16 protein-coding genes and 1 riboswitch are annotated in these 16,544 nt (G+C 54.4%); of the genes, 9 read left to right on the top strand and 7 right to left on the bottom strand.

Annotated elements, in window-relative coordinates:
- Positions 1 to 3: 3 nt before the first annotated feature.
- Positions 4 to 297 carry a hypothetical protein gene (locus KP806_RS24935; protein ID WP_224726468.1) on the top strand — a complete coding sequence of 98 codons (294 nt, stop codon included), beginning with the start codon at positions 4 to 6 and terminating at the stop codon, positions 295 to 297.
- A gap of 123 nt (positions 298 to 420) precedes the next feature.
- Here KP806_RS24935 and KP806_RS24930 read toward each other — a convergent pair whose 3' ends face one another.
- Entirely contained in the window at positions 421 to 1,308 is an 888-nt protein-coding gene (locus tag KP806_RS24930) for a polysaccharide deacetylase family protein (protein WP_224726467.1), read from the bottom strand.
- A gap of 305 nt (positions 1,309 to 1,613) precedes the next feature.
- On the opposite strand from KP806_RS24930, the gene cyoA reads away from it, so the two are divergent.
- The 4 genes from cyoA to cyoD all read left to right on the top strand — a co-directional run bounded on the left by cyoA (position 1,614) and on the right by cyoD (position 5,586).
- Positions 1,614 to 2,585: a ubiquinol oxidase subunit II gene (cyoA, locus tag KP806_RS24925; protein WP_224726466.1), complete on the top strand. Its 972-nt coding sequence runs from the start codon at positions 1,614 to 1,616 to the stop codon at positions 2,583 to 2,585.
- Between the two features lie 61 nt (positions 2,586 to 2,646).
- A complete protein-coding gene (locus KP806_RS24920) occupies positions 2,647 to 4,617 on the top strand; it encodes a cbb3-type cytochrome c oxidase subunit I (RefSeq protein WP_224726465.1) in 1,971 nt (656 codons plus the stop codon).
- Positions 4,617 to 5,258, top strand: a complete 642-nt coding sequence (gene cyoC / locus KP806_RS24915; RefSeq protein ID WP_224726464.1) for a cytochrome o ubiquinol oxidase subunit III — start codon at positions 4,617 to 4,619, stop codon at positions 5,256 to 5,258. The genes KP806_RS24920 and cyoC overlap by 1 nt, the downstream gene beginning before the upstream one ends.
- A gap of 1 nt (position 5,259) precedes the next feature.
- Positions 5,260 to 5,586 carry a cytochrome o ubiquinol oxidase subunit IV gene (gene cyoD, locus KP806_RS24910; protein ID WP_224726463.1) on the top strand — a complete coding sequence of 109 codons (327 nt, stop codon included), beginning with the start codon at positions 5,260 to 5,262 and terminating at the stop codon, positions 5,584 to 5,586.
- 89 nt (positions 5,587 to 5,675) lie between these two features.
- On the opposite strand, the gene KP806_RS24905 is transcribed toward cyoD, so the two are convergent.
- The 5 genes from KP806_RS24905 to KP806_RS24885 form a co-directional block, all read right to left on the bottom strand.
- A complete protein-coding gene (locus tag KP806_RS24905; RefSeq protein WP_224726462.1) occupies positions 5,676 to 6,350 on the bottom strand; it encodes a hypothetical protein in 675 nt (224 codons plus the stop codon).
- A complete protein-coding gene (locus KP806_RS24900; protein ID WP_224726461.1) occupies positions 6,347 to 7,516 on the bottom strand; it encodes a hypothetical protein in 1,170 nt (389 codons plus the stop codon). Before KP806_RS24900 ends, KP806_RS24905 begins: the two co-directional genes overlap by 4 nt.
- Before the next feature lie 36 nt (positions 7,517 to 7,552).
- Positions 7,553 to 8,197 carry an anti-sigma factor gene (locus KP806_RS24895; RefSeq protein ID WP_224726460.1) on the bottom strand — a complete coding sequence of 215 codons (645 nt, stop codon included), beginning with the start codon at positions 8,195 to 8,197 and terminating at the stop codon, positions 7,553 to 7,555.
- Positions 8,194 to 8,688, bottom strand: coding sequence for a sigma-70 family RNA polymerase sigma factor (locus KP806_RS24890; RefSeq protein ID WP_224726459.1), 495 nt, complete (start codon positions 8,686 to 8,688; stop codon positions 8,194 to 8,196). The genes KP806_RS24895 and KP806_RS24890 overlap by 4 nt, the downstream gene beginning before the upstream one ends.
- 550 nt (positions 8,689 to 9,238) lie before the next feature.
- Positions 9,239 to 9,763: a YwhD family protein gene (locus KP806_RS24885; protein ID WP_224726458.1), complete on the bottom strand. Its 525-nt coding sequence runs from the start codon at positions 9,761 to 9,763 to the stop codon at positions 9,239 to 9,241.
- 104 nt (positions 9,764 to 9,867) lie between these two features.
- Here KP806_RS24885 and KP806_RS24880 point away from each other — a divergent pair, with 104 nt between their 5' ends.
- The 4 genes from KP806_RS24880 to KP806_RS24865 all read left to right on the top strand — a co-directional run bounded on the left by KP806_RS24880 (position 9,868) and on the right by KP806_RS24865 (position 15,197).
- Positions 9,868 to 11,880, top strand: coding sequence for a M1 family metallopeptidase (locus KP806_RS24880; RefSeq protein ID WP_224726457.1), 2,013 nt, complete (start codon positions 9,868 to 9,870; stop codon positions 11,878 to 11,880).
- 27 nt (positions 11,881 to 11,907) lie between these two features.
- Positions 11,908 to 12,726: a hypothetical protein gene (locus tag KP806_RS24875; protein WP_224726456.1), complete on the top strand. Its 819-nt coding sequence runs from the start codon at positions 11,908 to 11,910 to the stop codon at positions 12,724 to 12,726.
- Between the two features lie 259 nt (positions 12,727 to 12,985).
- Positions 12,986 to 13,136, top strand: a riboswitch (cyclic di-AMP (ydaO/yuaA leader).
- A gap of 3 nt (positions 13,137 to 13,139) precedes the next feature.
- Entirely contained in the window at positions 13,140 to 13,616 is a 477-nt protein-coding gene (locus KP806_RS24870) for a C40 family peptidase (RefSeq protein WP_224726455.1), read from the top strand.
- Between the two features lie 171 nt (positions 13,617 to 13,787).
- On the top strand, positions 13,788 to 15,197 hold the full coding sequence (locus KP806_RS24865; RefSeq protein WP_224726454.1) for a cryptochrome/photolyase family protein: 1,410 nt from the start codon (positions 13,788 to 13,790) through the stop codon (positions 15,195 to 15,197).
- 77 nt (positions 15,198 to 15,274) lie between these two features.
- On the opposite strand, the gene KP806_RS24860 is transcribed toward KP806_RS24865, so the two are convergent.
- A complete protein-coding gene (locus KP806_RS24860; protein WP_224726453.1) occupies positions 15,275 to 16,507 on the bottom strand; it encodes an MFS transporter in 1,233 nt (410 codons plus the stop codon).
- Positions 16,508 to 16,544 lie beyond the last annotated feature (37 nt).

Raw genomic sequence — 16,544 nt, 5'->3', positions numbered from 1 at the left:
ATGATGACAACGAAAACCGCAACAATAAGCCAGGTGCATACAGGCAAATCCGATGTCACACGACTCGTTAAAGCAATGACCGCAATCGCATGGGCCGTACTCGGCATCGGCGTTCTTCTCTGCTTGATTAATATCAGCCACTTCAGCGACAAAAATGTCGGCCTGATGGTCGGACTCGGCTTCCTCGTCGGAAGCGTTCATATTTATGTGATCGGAACGGCGATCGGCCTCGTCCACGCGCGTCTCCATCAGGACGGTCCGCAAGCACCGGAAGACGATTCAAATTCAACGACATAAGCTTAACACGGCTGCCGCTATCATAATGATGGCGGCAGCGTTCGTTTTGCCGCTGCTCAATAAGGAAAGACGCCTAAGCCGGGCATCGGCTTAGGCGTCTTTTTTACGAGCGTGTTGCGGGCTTTAACCCATCAAAGTATGAATCCGTTCCATCAGGTCCTTCGCCGAATACTTCCCGTCCACATTGATCCGCGGAAGCTTATGAGGGTCAGAGCCCTTGCGGATAATTCCTTCTTTGATCGTATACATGAGGGAATGGCCCGCGTCGGCCGCTTTGCGGATAACGGTATCGTTGTAGCTTCCATAAGGAAAGGAGAGCGCGATAACCGGATTGCCTACATGCTCCTCGATTAATGACTTTGCTGTCTTCAAATCGTTGTAGATGCGTTTTTCGTAAGCGAGCTTGCTCTCCTGCTTATCGTTCACGAGAATGCGGTAGCTAAGCGCAGGTTTGCCTCCGCTCGGAGTCGTACCATAATAATGCAAGGAATGCGTATGGCTCTGAATGTCCACGAAGCCCGACTCGTACATCTCCTTGGCCTGCTCCCATGTAAAATGCCGAAACCGGGACGGCGTCTGTCCGCGGAAGGAGGTGACGGCGAATATGCTCGCATGAACCTTCTCCCTCTTCAATAACGGGTAGGCCAGCTTATAGTTGCTCTCGTAGCCGTCATCAATCGTGATGATCACCGATTTCCGGGGCAGCTTGGCCTGCTTGCCCCCCTTCATGAACGCTGCCAGCTGCTGCTGCGTGATGGAGACGAAGCCGTCCGCCTTCAGCGCTTTAAGCTGGCTCCCGAACGTATCCTTCAGGACGGTCACGCTGTTTCGTTCCGACTTGTTTACGGTGAAATGATGGTACATAAGGGCGACGATGACCGGATCCGCGCTTAAGGCGGGCACCGGCTCTCTCAAGCTTGCCCGCTCGGCACGGGCCTTCTCCGGAAGAGGCATCACGCCAAATAAAAACAGGCCTGCCAAAAAAGCTGAAATGAATCGACGACTGCGCATAAAGACCCCCGCTGCAATAATGACCGTACCGTTTTGAACCTTTAGCCTTACAAATTTTGCGACTTTCGGCTTATGTATAACCTTGATAGTATAGGACAGGAATCTAACTTTTGTCTCTAGTTTTTTTGGTATCGGGGAGGCAAAATCGGCGTCCGGCGAGGGAGATTTTTGCTTATGGCAAAGCGGTGAACTTTCTATTACAGAATAAAGACGAATTATTGACGTAATTGTTAACCCCGCTGTTATTCGCTAAAGGAACTGTTATTGTAGGCGTAAGCAGTAATTTCGAGGAGTTGAACCGATACATGAGACCGTTTATTCGTATGCTGACCCCCGTCCTTTTTGTGTTAATGGCCCTTACGCTATCCGGCTGCGGCGAGCAATTTATCGTGCTCGACCCGAAAGGGCCGATCGGCGAGTCTCAAAAAGATTTAATCTATATTTCGACCATCCTGTGCGCAATCGTCATCGTGCCGGTGCTGATTCTGACGGCCGTCATCGTATGGCGCTACCGCGACAAGCCCGGCAGCAAAGCTTCCTATAAGCCAAACTGGGAGCACAGCACGAAGCTGGAGATTACCTGGTGGGGCATTCCGATCGTCATTATCCTCATCCTGGCGATCGTCACGGTCCGCTACACCCATATGCTCGAACCGTCCAAGGCGCTCGCTTCCGATAAGAAGCCGATAACGATTCAAGTGACGTCGATGGATTGGAAATGGCTGTTCAAATATCCGGAAGAGGGTATTGCGACCGTCAACTATATAAAAATACCGGAGGACGTGCCGGTGAAGTTCCAGCTTACGTCCGATACCGCGATGAACTCCTTCTGGATTCCGCAGCTCGGCGGCCAACTTTACTCGATGTCCGGCATGGCCATGACGCTTCATCTCCAGGCTGATGAGCAAGGCAGCTATTTCGGCTCCGGAGCTAACTTTAACGGCAGAGATTTCGCTCAAATGACATTTACCGTAGATGCGACAAGCGAAGAGGAATACAAGTCGTGGATCGAAGAAGTGAAGAGCACTTCGCCGGCGCTGACGATGGAAGGCTACGAGAAGCTGACCGAGCCCGGCTCATCCGAGGTCATGCTGTTCTCCAGCTTCCCGGTAGGCTTGTTCGAGAAAATCGTAACGCAATATATCAACGGAGACGGCGGCGCCCATCAGCAGCACGGAAGCGAACCGGCGTCTGAGGATGCAGACACGGCGGATTCGGCCGCCGCGAATGACGAGTCCGGCACAGATAACAACGCTCACCATCACGGGGGGCACTAACCTAAGCTTGAATGGCTGTTCCAAGTGAGTTTTGCTTCACAAACCGTTAGGAGGTCCCCCTATGTTGGACAAAATAAAAGAATTCGCGTCCGAGTTTTTCGTGACAGGCGACCCGCTTATTCTAGGGGCCCAGGTATCCATCGCTCTGTCCCTCGTCGCGATTATATTCACACTTACCTTCTTCAAAAAGTGGAAGTGGCTGTGGACCGAATGGCTCACCAGCGTCGACCACAAAAAAATCGGGATCATGTATATCATCGCATCGATTCTGATGCTGTTCCGCGGCGGCGTCGATGCGCTCCTCATGCGCGTGCAGCTTGCGGCTCCGGAGCTCGAGTTTTTGCATCCCGAGCACTATAACCAAATTTTCACGACGCACGGCGTCATCATGATCCTGTTTATGGCGATGCCGCTTATGTTCGGCTTGTTCAACATCGTCGTGCCGCTGCAGATCGGCGCACGCGACGTCGCCTTCCCGTTCCTGAACTCGCTGAGCTTCTGGATGTTCTTCTTCGGGGCGATGCTGTTCAACGTCTCGTTCATTATCGGCGGCTCCCCGGATGCCGGCTGGCTGGCCTATCCGCCGCTTTCAGAGCTGTCGGGCAGCCCGGGCCTCGGCCAGGATTTCTATATTTGGGGCATTCAAATTTCCGGCATCGGCTCCCTGGCGACGGGCATTAACTTTGTCGTTACGATTCTGAAAATGCGCGCTCCAGGCATGAAGCTGATGCAGATGCCGATGTTCGTCTGGTCGGTGCTGTCTTCCTGTATAACGATTATGTTCGCTTTTCCGATTTTGACCGTTACGCTGTTCCTGCTCTTCCTCGACCGTTATCTGGGCGCGCATTTCTTCACGCTCGACGGCGGCGGAAATCCGATGATGTACATCAACCTCATCTGGATGTGGGGACACCCTGAGGTATATATCGTCATCCTGCCGGCATTCGGCATTTTCTCCGAGGTCGTGTCGGCATTCTCGAAGAAAAAATTGTTCGGCTACAAATCGATGGTATTCGCTCTGATGTCGATCAGCTTCTTCTCGTTCTTCACCTGGGCGCATCACTTCTTCACGATGGGCTCCGGCGCGAACGTCAATGCGTTCTTCGCGTTAACGACGATGCTGATCGCTATCCCGACAGGGGTAAAAGTTTTCAACTGGCTGTTTACGATGTACCGCGGCCGCATTAAGTTCACGACACCTATGATGTGGACCGTCGCTTTCATTCCGTGCTTTGTCGTCGGGGGCATGACGGGCGTTCTGCTATCCGTTGCGCCGGCCGACTTCCAGTTCCACAACAGCTACTTCCTGATCGCGCATTTCCACCAGGTGCTGATCGGCGGCGTCGTATTCGGTTATTTTGCGGGCCTTTACTACTGGTGGCCGAAAATGTTCGGCTTCCGCCTGCATGAAGGGCTCGGCAAATGGGCATTCTGGTTCTGGAACATCGGCTTCTATGTCTGCTTCATGCCGCAATACGCGCTTGGCCTTATGGGCATGACGCGCCGCGTGAACGAATACGACTTCGATATGGGCTGGCAGCCGCTAAACGTTATTTCGACGGTCGGCGCCTTCCTGATGGGCCTGGCGTTTATTTTCCAAGTGTGGCAAATCGCCCATAGCATCAAGTTTTACAAGAAAGAGAAGGATGGAGACGCTTGGGACGGACGGACGCTCGAATGGTCGATTCCATCTCCGGCTCCGCTTTACAACTTTGCGCGCTTGCCGCAGGTAACGCATCAGGACGACTGGTGGGAGGAGAAACAGCGGATCGCCGCCGGCGGCGCACCTAAGCCTCTCGCGCCGCTCGAACCGATTCATATGCCGAAAAACTCCGGCATTCCGTTCATCATGTCGGTATGCTGGTTCACCGCCGGCTTCGGCTTTGTATGGGACTGGAAGTGGATGATCGTGACAGGCCTCGCCGGCGTTGCCGTATGTATGCTGGCCCGCTCGTTCTCCTACGACACCGACTACTACATTCCGGTCGATGAGATCGAGCGCACGGAAGCCGCATTAAGGGGGACAAAATAATGGCACATGCTGTTACCGCCCATACAGGGGCGCATGGAGGTCACGGGGCCGGCCACGGCGGCGGCCACCATGACGACCACCACGATCAAGAATCGATGAAGCAATTCGGCTTCTGGCTGTTTCTCATAACCGACGTTATCTTGTTCGGCACGCTGTTCGCCACCTTCGTCGTCCTTCGCCTGAACACGGACGGAGGCCCGACGGGCGCGGAGCTGATCGAGCTGAACGGCATCATTATTTCGACGTTTCTTTTGTTAACGAGCAGCTTCACGAGCGGCGTTGCCGTTCTGGAGATGCACAAGGGCAACAAACGCGGCCTGATCCTGTGGCTTGCGATTACCGCGCTGCTCGGCGCCTCGTTTATTTACCTGGAAGTGACCGAGTTTATTCATCTGGTGCACGAGGGCGCGAATATCGGAACAAGCGCCTACTGGTCCGCCTTCTTCACTTTGGTCGGCACGCACGGCTTGCACGTATCGGTCGGCCTGGTATGGATGGTCGCTCTGATGCTGCAGATCAGCCGCCGCGGCATTACGCCGGTGACAAAGCGCAAGGTGAACATCATCAGCTTGTACTGGCACTTCCTGGACGTCGTCTGGATTTTCGTCTTCACAATCGTTTATCTGATGGGGGTGATGTAGGATGGAACAGCATAACGCGCATGGGCACGAATCGCACGAATCCCATGGCTCGATGAAGTCCTACGTCATCGGCTTCCTGCTCTCGATCGTCTTGACGATCATTCCGCTCGTCCTCGTCATGAACGACATGCTAAGCAAAAAAGCTACGACGGCGATCATTCTCGTCATGGCCGTGCTGCAATTCGCGGTACAGCTGATCTTCTTCATGCATCTGCGCGAGGAACAGAAGCCGCGCTACAACCTGATGGCTCTCATCTTCGGCCTCGTCATCCTGCTGACGATCGTGGCCGGATCGATTTGGATAATGACTTATAACGCAATTGGGTAAGCCTTCGGGCATGCCAAAAAAAAGCTGCACCGGGGCTGACGAAGCCCTGATGCAGCTCTTTTATTTTGCGTCTTTTTACTTTAGTCCTTTTACTGCACAACCTCTACACCCTTCGGCACAACCAGAGTAAGCTGAGTATCGACCATGTCGCTTACCAAGCCGCCGTCCTTCCGCTCTACCGTGCCGATCATCACATACATATCCGTTCCGACGATCTTCGTCTTCATCATTTTGTCGTCCAGCCTGGCCAGCTGGTCGGCCGACCAATACCGCACCTGGCCGAACAGATGCACTTCGCGCGTTTCCGATTCTTCGACCGTCACGCCGCTTAAGGATTGGACAACGATTTTCTTCACATTTGCCGGAACCTCGACCGTTTGCGCATCGACGAACGCAGACCGCTGAGTCATGCTCAGCTCGCGCTGCAGCTCGTTGAACAGGCCGGTCGACATCAGCAAAGCAAGCGCCAAGCTCGCCATGCCGACCGCCCCGACGAAAAACACACTCATCCAGTCATACCGGACGATCGCCCGGTCGCTCCCTGAAAATTTCAAATAAAGCAGCAGCTCGGCGCCCAGCATCATGAATACGACCGGCGCGACCCACAGCAGCATTTCATAGGCTTCAATATTCTGCCAGATCGATACCGCCAAAGCCGTTCCGAGCAGAATAAGCGTAACGCCCATAGACAGCGAGCCGACCCTCCAGGTCCGTATGCCGCCCGGCACGGCCGCTGCGCTTCTTGCCTCGTTCACTGCGTTCATCGGATCTCCTCCTCACGCTTATCGTCGTATGCTGCCGCAGGCAGCGCCGCCGGCGGAACGGAAGGCTTCGCCATTTTCGTACCAAAAGCCAGCCGCATTCCGATTATGATCATAATAAACGCAATGACCGCTGTCGGCAGCATGTACTTGATTTGCATATATTGCGAATAGATTTCGTTAGAGATGCGGGACGTCACCTCAGCCGCTATACGGTCGAGCAAGTAATACAGCCCGAAGCCGAGCAGGCCGAGCCCGAACCAGCGCTGATAAGGCACAAGCTGCGGCAGCAGCGGATCGTCCGACAGCGCTTGCCGCTCGTAACGGGAAGTTTGCTGCAGAGCATCAAAAAACGCGTAACACCAGAACAGAGGCAGAAGGAAGAAGAACAGGGACAAACGTAAATTGTCCATAATGTAAATGCTCAAAAGAAATCCCCCCATGAGCTGAAGGCCCCTTTTCTGCAAGCCCAGATACAGATGCCCGGCCCCCGGAAAAATCGACAGCGCGATAGCGAGCACTTTATTTTTTCGTCCGGATGCGATATTCGATTCCAAGTCCTCGAACAAGCTACGATCTACGAGCGGAAGACCGTTCTGCTTTGCATGCAAATGCTGAATCGCGTCAAACATGCAGTGAATCCAAATCACTGGAAGCACCAGCAAAAAGATAAGCAGCGAGCCCGAGTTCATAATAATGCTGAGAAAGGTAATGATCGCAAACAAACCTGCAAATGAAATTAAGTAAGTGATCCCCCGCTGCATTAGCCCAAGGCTCATATGACCGAGTCCGGGAATAAAAGACAGCAAAATCGTGCGGGACTTTTCCTGCTGGCGTTCAAGCGTAACCGAAGCAGACATCGGATCACTTCCAGAAAAATCGCCATAGGCCGGCGGCACGGCAGCCCCTGTTCTTTGAACTTTGCCCGATACCAGTATCAAAATCATATCCATCATATTGATGAACCAAGCTGCTCCAGCTATAAACAGCAAGAAATAGATAAACGATTCGTCGAGAAAGTTAACCGTAATCTCCAGAAAAAACAACAAGCCGATGGCTCCAAAAAATGTTCCGCCGTAAAAGATCGTTCTAAACGGCCTTCCCAAATAAGCATGCCCCGCTCCTGGGATAAATGAAAGAAAAAACGCCGCTAACGGGCTTTTATTCATCTCGTTTCCTTCCTTTCGTTATTACAATGCCTACTATTATTTAAAACGGAGAGCCTGAAGCCCATCCAGCCAAGTTCCGGTCTGATTGACCATTTTGTCCGACCAGGATACTGTGCGCGATTCTACGTTAGCCGGTGCAGCCGGCGGCTGGTGCGGAGGCTGACTGCGTTCCTCGCTCGCCATCAATTGAATATCGTGCTCCGCCAGCTTCTGGGAGAACGAAGCGAAGGTCCCCGAGCCGAGCAGCAGCAGCGTAACCGATGCCGCAATCGTATAATGCGTGACCGGATGCTGAAGCCAGGAGCGGCGCCGGTAAGGCTTCTCCTGTACGGAGACTGCTGCGGACGATTTCCGCCCGGACTGCATTTCCGGCCCAACTGGCGGTTGCGATGAACGGACTTCCAGCCGGGCTTCTACCGCCAGCTGCTCTATCACTCGAGTTTCAAGATCATTCATAACAGGCTGCATGAATATGGAATCCGCTCCGTCCTCTTCGGCAGACGCATCCAGCGCCGCCATGAACAGCTGCAGGCAGTGTCCGCAGCGTTCAAGCCTGAGCTCTATCCGCTCCCGCTCCTGCGCGGCTAATTGGCCCTGTACATACCGGCTCATCTCCTCAGCAGGAACATGTCCTGTCCCCAAGCTGCAGCCAAGCTCCGTTCCTTCCTTAACCTCGCTCATTCGAAGTCCTCCTTCCGCCAGTGGCGCTTCATCCAGTTGCGTGCCCGGTACAGCCGGGACTCGACGCTTTTGAGCTCCAAGCCCGTCTCTGCCGCGATTTGTTCATACGACTTGTCCTGCATATAGTAAGAGGTGACGACCTCCCGGTAATTGTCCGGAAGCCTTGCGACCTGCTCGCGCAGCTGCCGCTTCTCTTCCAGCTCAAGCGCCGATTGCTCGGCCGCGGGAGCCGCATCCGTATTCTCCGTCAGCCCGTCTGACAGCAAGCCGCTCTCCACCGGCTCCTCCGGCCTGCGCGCCCGGCTCCGTTTGTAGTCGATGGCCTTGTTTACCGCAATCCGGGTAATCCAGGTCTTCAAGCCGTCCATCCGGCATTCCGGAAGGGAGCGATAAATTTGCAGCAGCACTTCCTGAGTGACGTCCTCCGCATCATGCGGCGATTGAAGCACGGCAAACACCGTTTTGTAGATATACGAACCATAAGCCTGCACGAACGGTCGATAATGCTCGGGCCCTCCGTTCTGTGCCGCCTTGATCCAATTCTCGTCCAGAATATCGCTCCCCTCCTTCCCAATCTAATAGACGACGGCTCTTCCTTCTACCCCTGCACTTTTTGAAAAAAATTTTTGCTGAATAAGATACTCCGCGTAAGAACGGCGGTTTTTTATTGAAGTTAAGTCTGTTAACGGTCATAATCGCTGCTTAGAGTGTTCTAATAACAAGCGTAGTCGGCTAACGGACAGGAGAGAAACTTAGGTCGCTTTGAAGCAGCATTCTCTTTAAATGATGTGCCATAAAGTTCTATGATGGCCGTTAGAATGGACAAAAGGCTTAATTTGCCGACTAAGTGTCATTTTTGTCCATAAGGCGCAAATGTCTGGCGATACGCACGAATCGTTAGCTGCATTTTGCGCAGCTCGATTCTGTGTCGTCCTCTGGCGGCAAAAGCCCGTTTCGCATAAAGAAAAAAACCTCACCCTTCGCAAAGCGGACTTCGCGAACGATGAGGTTTTCCTGTCATTTCGATTAACTTGCCTGGCGTTACACGCTCAAAGCCTGCTTCAGCTCGTCAGGCGAGCGTTCCCACCATTCCTGATTGTGCTCCACGAGCAGCTTATGAAGCGCCGCCTTCTCAACCTCGCCAAGCTCGCCCAAAATATAACGGCGCTTAATCGCATAATCCAGCTTGTTGACGTGGTCGGCGAGAATTTTCCAGCCGCGGCGCGCTTCCGTGTCGATCAGCATCTCGCATGCCGTCGCTCCCGCGTAATAGGAGCCTTCCTCCGAGCGCTCGACCGCCACCCAGACGATCCAGCACTGGCGCCCGTTCGGCGTATCTTCTTTGTTCGGCGTAAACTTGATGCCGCGCTCCACCTTGCTCTTTGCGTGCATGGCCCCTACGTCGATATAAGCGACTCCCTCGTCGATAATGACGCAGGCCACATCGCTTAAATCGATCGAGCCCGCTCCGAAGCCTTTATGTTTTTTGCTGCTCACTACGTTGAGCGACAGTGATTTTTTCTCCTTCTTCTCCGGCTGTGCCGCTTGTCCTTGCTCCTCTGTCACGCGCTTCACACCTTCCCGATACAATAATTCCATTTTAGCTAATAATCATCGAAAAGCAAACATATACATGCTGTAGATGCTTGTCAACGGGAGGGAAACGTTCAATGACTCCACGCTATTCCAAACGAATTTTACTCGTAATACTCGCAGCCGTCCTGCTCGGCCTGTCCGTGCAGCATGGCTTCGGGAATGCTTGGCAATCCCAATATACGTACGCATTTGCCCCCGCCATCGCCAAGCAAGCGCCTGCTCCTGCCCAGAATTCGGCCAAGCCGCCGGCTGTCCAGGAGCCCAATACCGTCATGAAGCCGAAGCCCGAATCGCTCAGCAAGCGTGTCGTTGAATACCATATCGACGTTACCTTGCGGCAGGACGTTCAGCATCTTGACGGCGAACAAGCCGTAACCTGGACCAATCCCGGCAAAAACGCGGTGTCCGAGCTCTACTTCCACCTATATCCGAACGCCTTCCAGTCGGACAAAACGACCTTCATGAAAGAGTCCGGCGGCCAGCTGCGCCAGGACAAAGCAACGGCCGGCAGTCTCGGCTACATGAAGCTGCTCACTCTGGAGACGCTGAACGGCGAAAGCCTCCTTCCGCGCCTTCATTACGTGCAGCCCGATGACGGCAATACGTTCGATTCCACGCTGGCCAAAATCCGCCTGCCCGAGCCGGTCATGCCGGGAAAATCCGTCACGCTGCGCATGAGCTTCGAGGTGAAGCTGCCGGAGGTATTTGCCCGGATGGGCTATTCCAACGATTTCGTGATGGCCGGCCAATGGTTCCCGAAGGTAGCCGCCTACGAAACCGTCGGAACGCGCGGCCGCACGGCCGAAGGCTGGAACGTGCACCAGTACCACGGCAACTCGGAATTTTACAGCGATTTCGGCATTTACAGCGTTCAGATCAACGTTCCGGAGGCCTATACGGTTGCGGCAACCGGCTTCCAGACCAAAGCCATCCAAATGAAGGATCAACAGAAGGTGTACCAGTTTTATGCCGACGACGTACATGATTTTGCCTGGGCTGCATCGCCGCATTTCGTCTATGAAGAGGACGCCTACTCGGACAAAGGCATACCGGGCGTACGCATCAAGCTGTATTTGGACCCGGCGCATGAGCCGCTAAAAGACCGTTACATGCATGCCGCCAAATCCGCGTTATCCAATTACGCCAAATGGTACGGCGAATATCCTTACAGTACGCTGTCGATCGTCGTTCCGCCGAAAGGAGCGAACGGCGCAGGTGGCATGGAGTATCCGACGCTGGTCACCGCTTTTGCTGCAGAAAAAGAAAATCCCGGCTACGACCTGGAGCGCACCGTCGTGCACGAGATCGGCCACCAATACTGGTACGGCATGGTCGCCTCCAACGAATTCGAGGAAGCCTGGCTCGACGAAGGCTTTACTTCTTACGCCGAGGACAAGGTGATGGAGCTTGCTTACGGGCTTGAGCCCGATCTGCGAGTGGAGGCCAGCTATATGACCGATCCGGCGCCGCTTAAGATGCAGTCCTGGTCCTACGTCAGCCACAATCAATACGCGGAAAATGTATATATGAGGGCGAAGCTCGTGCTGATCGGCATCGAAAATCAAGTCGGCGCCCGGACGATGCAGAAGATTTTGCGGACCTATTTTCAAAAATATAAATTCAAGCATCCGAACACAGCCGATTTCCAGCGGGTCGTCGAGCAGGTGACCAAGACGAAATGGACCGATTACTTCAGCCAGTACGTGTACGGCAATCAAATGGCCGACTATGCCGTAGAAGCCATCCAGGTGAAGCCGGTCACAGAGAACGGGAAGCAGCTGTACGAATCAAGCGTGCTTATCAAGAGGCATGGCGGATTTAACGGCGATATTCCGATTTTGATGCAGTATACGGACGGCACAAGGGTATCGAAGATATGGAACTCCCAGGAGTCGCATATTCAATACAACCTCGTTCACTCCGCGCCGCTGGAATGGGCCATCGTCGACCCTAACCATTCGAACGTGCTCGACAATAAGCTGATCAACAACTTTATGCAGGCTCAGCTGGCGGAGAAGACGCGGACGAGATGGAGCCTCGGCGTCGCCAAGCTGATCGAAGGGCTGATCGGTTCGCTGGGCTGGTAAGTATTAGCGTTCAAGGAGCGATTATCGATGAAAATACACATGAAGCAAGGCTGGCAGCTGGCGGTGAAGCATTTCAATGTCGTCATTCTGTTCTTTCTCTATAAGCTGCTGTGGGGGTTCTTCCTCTACCGTTTTATCGACTCCGTCGTCGCTCCCCTGCTACGCCGGTTCCCTATCGATCATCCCTCGGAGGCCGCAGTCCGGCTGTTCCTGACGGAGGTGCAGTTCCAGCTGCTGAAAACGGACATTACCCACCCGTATATGTGGATGCTCGGAGGTCTGCTGGGAACGCGTATGCTTGTTACCCCTTTATTTAATGCCGGCTTGTTCCATTCACTCCGGCAGACGAGGGATTCGGGCAGCGGCACCAGCTTCCTTGCAGGCATCCGAAAAGGCTGGAAATCGGTCCTGCTCTTGTATTGGATCGAAACCGTGCTTGCTTTGGCCCCGGGCTGCTGGCTGCTGCCCCGGGCTCTCGACTCGCTGCTCGGCAGCCATTCCGTGCCCCAGCTGCTGCAGGAGGTGCTGCCCGGTGCCGGCTTATGGCTGCTATGGGCAACGATACTGCATTTGCTGTCGGTAGCCATGCAGTTCGGAGCCGTGAACGGCGACGGCATCTTCCGCTCGCTGTGGCGGGCGGTCAGAAACTTCCTCACTTATGCCGCGCTGTCGATTGTATTATGGGCCGTCGGGGCCGCCTTCGGACTTGCCGTCTCCAGCCTTTCCATGCTTTGGGCCGGCTTGATCGCGCTCATCATGCATCAGGGCTATCATCTGATCAAGACGCTGCTCAAGGTATGGACGCTCGCCTCGCAATTCGACTACCTTCAATCGAAGCAGCTTTAGACCCGTTTCTGCACCAGCATATGAAAGGAGGCCGTTATATGCAACGGCCTCTTTTTTATTATTTTTTTAGACATTTCGACTTTTATCTTGTTTTATTCCTACACAAAAGTCGTTAAAACGTTGCAAACTGCCAAAAGGTTACATGAGAATTATTAGAATTTGCCAATTTAAGAAGGAGATCTTGGAAAGAAATCGAATATTTCTCGTCAAGCAAGCGAGAACGGCAGCTGCTGCCGGTTGACGGCAACGGCTCGTTTCGCGGCAATAACTGCCTAATTTCCTTACGGAATACGGGGGAACCATTCTGGGTGAATTGATTTTGACGTCTGGCTCTGCCAGCGCCTGTGAAATCATAGGGGACCTTCAACCGAACCCCACAGCTAACCTCGGCGGCATTGGAAGGAGTTTCACAATTGAAAAAGGTTACCGCATTGCTTTTGGGTCTGGTGCTCATGCTTGCTTTCCAAGCGGGAAGCGCATTCGCTGACTCCAAACTGAACGGATATATCGATGGCGTAATCGGTACTCCGTACAAAAGCGGTGGGACGACAGCGAGAGGCTTTGATTGCTCCGGTTTTACGACTTACGTGTTCGATAAAATGGGCATTGATCTTCCGCGCACTTCCTCATCGCAAGCAAAATCAGGCATCAAGGTTGCCAAGAGTGATCTGCAACCGGGAGATCTCGTGTTTTTCGACACGGTCGGCGGAAACAACGGCTCCGTATCCCACGTTGGCATCTATATCGGAGGCGGCAAGTTCGCCCACGCGTCCTTGAGCAGAGGCGTCGTAACGGACAAGCTTGGCTCTTCCTACTATGAAAGCCGTTTCGTGACCGCACGCCGCGTGCTCGACTCCGAAGCTTTCGACAAATTCGCCAGCGCACAATAAAGCAGCTTCACTCGCCCCGAGCAGGGCGCCCAGGTACGCTTATTCAGCCAAGCCGCAGGTGTTTGTCATCAGACGACAAACCTCATGCGGCTTTGCTGTTTCCGATCGAATCCGATAGAGACGTTTCCTTCTCGGGAACCGAAGACGCAATCCAGAAAGGAGCAGGACACCATGTATTTGTTCATCCACCGCAAGGATTTGCGCACCAATGATTTGCGAGCATTCGATTATTTAAGGAGCAAGGATACGCCAGGCATCCATTTGCTTATTATAGATCCCGCTTTAACGAAACACGAGAGGCTGAACAGCCACAGCGGCCGCAATTTCTCCCGGCAGGCCGCCTCCCTCCTTCATGCTTATGCGCTTGCAGGCAAGGAGCTGCATGTCCTGTACGGCGATCCTGCCGTCATTACGGAAGAGCTTCTGCAGGCCCATCCGGTCGACGAGGTCGTCGTTCACTCGGATTATTCGCCTTACTCGCGCAGCCGGGACGAGCGGCTTCAGAAGACGGTCCGTCTGTTAGGCCGCCGCTGGACGTCACTTTTGGACGCTCCGCTTGCCGATTTGGGGGCGCTTCAAGACTATGCCCGTCGTTCGGAGCCTTATAAAGTTTTCACCCCGTTCTACCGGATGTGGTCCGGTTTTATGAACGAGTGCTACAGTCCCATGGGCGAAGCTTCCATCAGAGATTTGACGACCGTTCGCGAGCTAAGCGCCAAGCTTGCCGCCCGGTTCGCCCTGCCTGAGTCCGTTGCCGACAGCCTTGGAGGGACAACCGAGCTGAGCGGCGCCGATCAATCCGCGGACAAAACGCTCGAGCGGTTTGTCCGCGAACGGCTGGACGCTTACAAGCATAGCCGCGACTCTTTTTCGGAAGACCATACGAGCGGCTTGGCCCGCTTCCTGAATACAGGCGCCCTATCGGTACGTCAGGCTTATGAGATGACGCAAGGCCTGCCCGGCGCAGAGGCTTGGCACAGGCAGCTGGCTTGGCGCGACTTCTACCTGTACCAGTCGATATATAATAATGACTTCTTCCGTTACGAAGAGCTGACCGATTTGTCGCCATTGTCCGATGCCCATTTCGAGGCTTGGGCGGCAGGCGCGACCGGCATTCCGATCATCGATGCCGCCATGACCCAGCTGAACCGGACCGGAAGGCTTCCGAACCGCCTTCGGATGGTTACCGCCATGTTCCTGACGAAAAATCTGCTCTGCCCGTTCACGCTGGGCGAGCAGCATTTCCGTCTGCATCTCAGCGACTACCACAATGTGCTGAACCGCGGCGGCTGGCTGTGGTGCTCGTCTCTCGGTTTTGACGCCGCACCCTACTTCCGCATCATGAATCCTGTCACCCAGTCGCTGACCCATGATCCGAGCGGAGATTATATCCGGCGCTGGCTGCCGCATCTGGCACATCTGTCCGACCGGGAGATTCACCAGCCGCTCGGCAACGCCATCGTCGATCTGAAGGCGTCCCGCGCCCGCGCGATCGACGTTTACAAGGGCATTTTATACCCGCCTCACATCAGCGCCAGCATTGGCTGCCTTCCACCGGCACCCAAGCTCCTTACACGTTAGTCGGGCTCGAAATTTCTATTTAACAATAAATAAACCTCCGCTATCGCCGTGAAACAGCGAAGCGGAGGTTTTTGGTTTTATTCTAACGTCTTTGCGCGCATTCTGCCAAGCAGCAGCATAACCGCCAGCAGCAGCAGCATGAAAAGAACAAGAAAGCCGATATACCAAAGCGTGGATTCGGCATCGTACTGGTCCATGAACCAGCCGGTTACCCGCGGGAACACCGCTCCTCCAAGGCCGCCGCACGCCACGAGCAGGCTCGTAGTCCTCTCGGTCATGCCCGGAATCAAGACGTTCGCATAGACGAGCGCGATCCCGAATATGCCGGAGAAGAACAAACCGCTCAAGCCTACGAGCGCAAGCATCCAGCTGAGCTCGCCGAGCAGCGCCATCATGACGAATACAATAGCGGCTCCTACGGTTGCGATCAGCAAGTAACGGGAATAGCCCATCCGTTCCGCGAGCACGCCTGCAAATATGCGGCCGAACACCATCGTGCCCCAGAACAGGCTGAGCGCGGCCGCCGCAATCGCCTCTCCGACCCCCGACCTCTCGATAAGAATCGACGGCAGGTAATTGGAAAAGCTCATTTCCATCCCGACGTAAATCATGAAAAACAAAGCCGCAAGCGTTAAGAACGGCAGCGCCTTTCGCGGATACCCGAAGAAGGCCGATGTGCCCGGCGCGCCTTTGACCGAAAGCTTCTCCTGCACCGCCTCGTCTGCGCGCCCTTTATTCTCATTCGGCATATACGCAATCTGATCGTCCGCCTCGCCGAAGGACAACGTCAGCCACATGACGAACGTAATGCCCGACAAGGCCGCCAGAATAGGAAACGAAATCTGCCATACATGGTGCTGGATCAGATAGGCGGCAGCTGCAGGAATAAGAAGAGCGCCCACCCCGAAAAAGGTTTCCAGGCGGCTCATTGCCGACGCTTTGCCGTCCTTGGCCAGATCAATAATCATCGCGCCGACAACCGCCTCGGTCATGCCGAAGCCGATGCCCGCAATCGGAGCGATCGCAAGCATCCAGCCCCACGGCAGCAGCAGGCTGTAAGCCGCTTCGCTAAGCGTCAGCAGGCCGACCGCGAGCAGCACGGCGCCCCTCTTGCCGATCCGGGCCGTAATGGAAGGCGCGAACAGAACGCCTGCCAGAAAGCCCAGAAACTGATTCATAATCCATTGGCCGCCGTCCTTGTAGGTCAAACCGTAATAGGCCATCAGCTGCTCCAGAATCGATCCGCCGACGACATGCGCCACGCCGATCACCAAGTACGATAAGCAGCCAAGCCACAATAACTTCCTCATGTCAAAAATTCCCCTTATGTATGCACGTTGATTTCAA

It is taken from the genome of Paenibacillus vietnamensis, from assembly GCF_020169515.1.
Lineage (GTDB): Bacteria > Bacillota > Bacilli > Paenibacillales > Paenibacillaceae > Pristimantibacillus > Pristimantibacillus vietnamensis.
The sequence above is the reverse complement of the archived record's forward strand: the minus strand, read 5'-3'. Positions and strand labels throughout refer to the sequence as shown.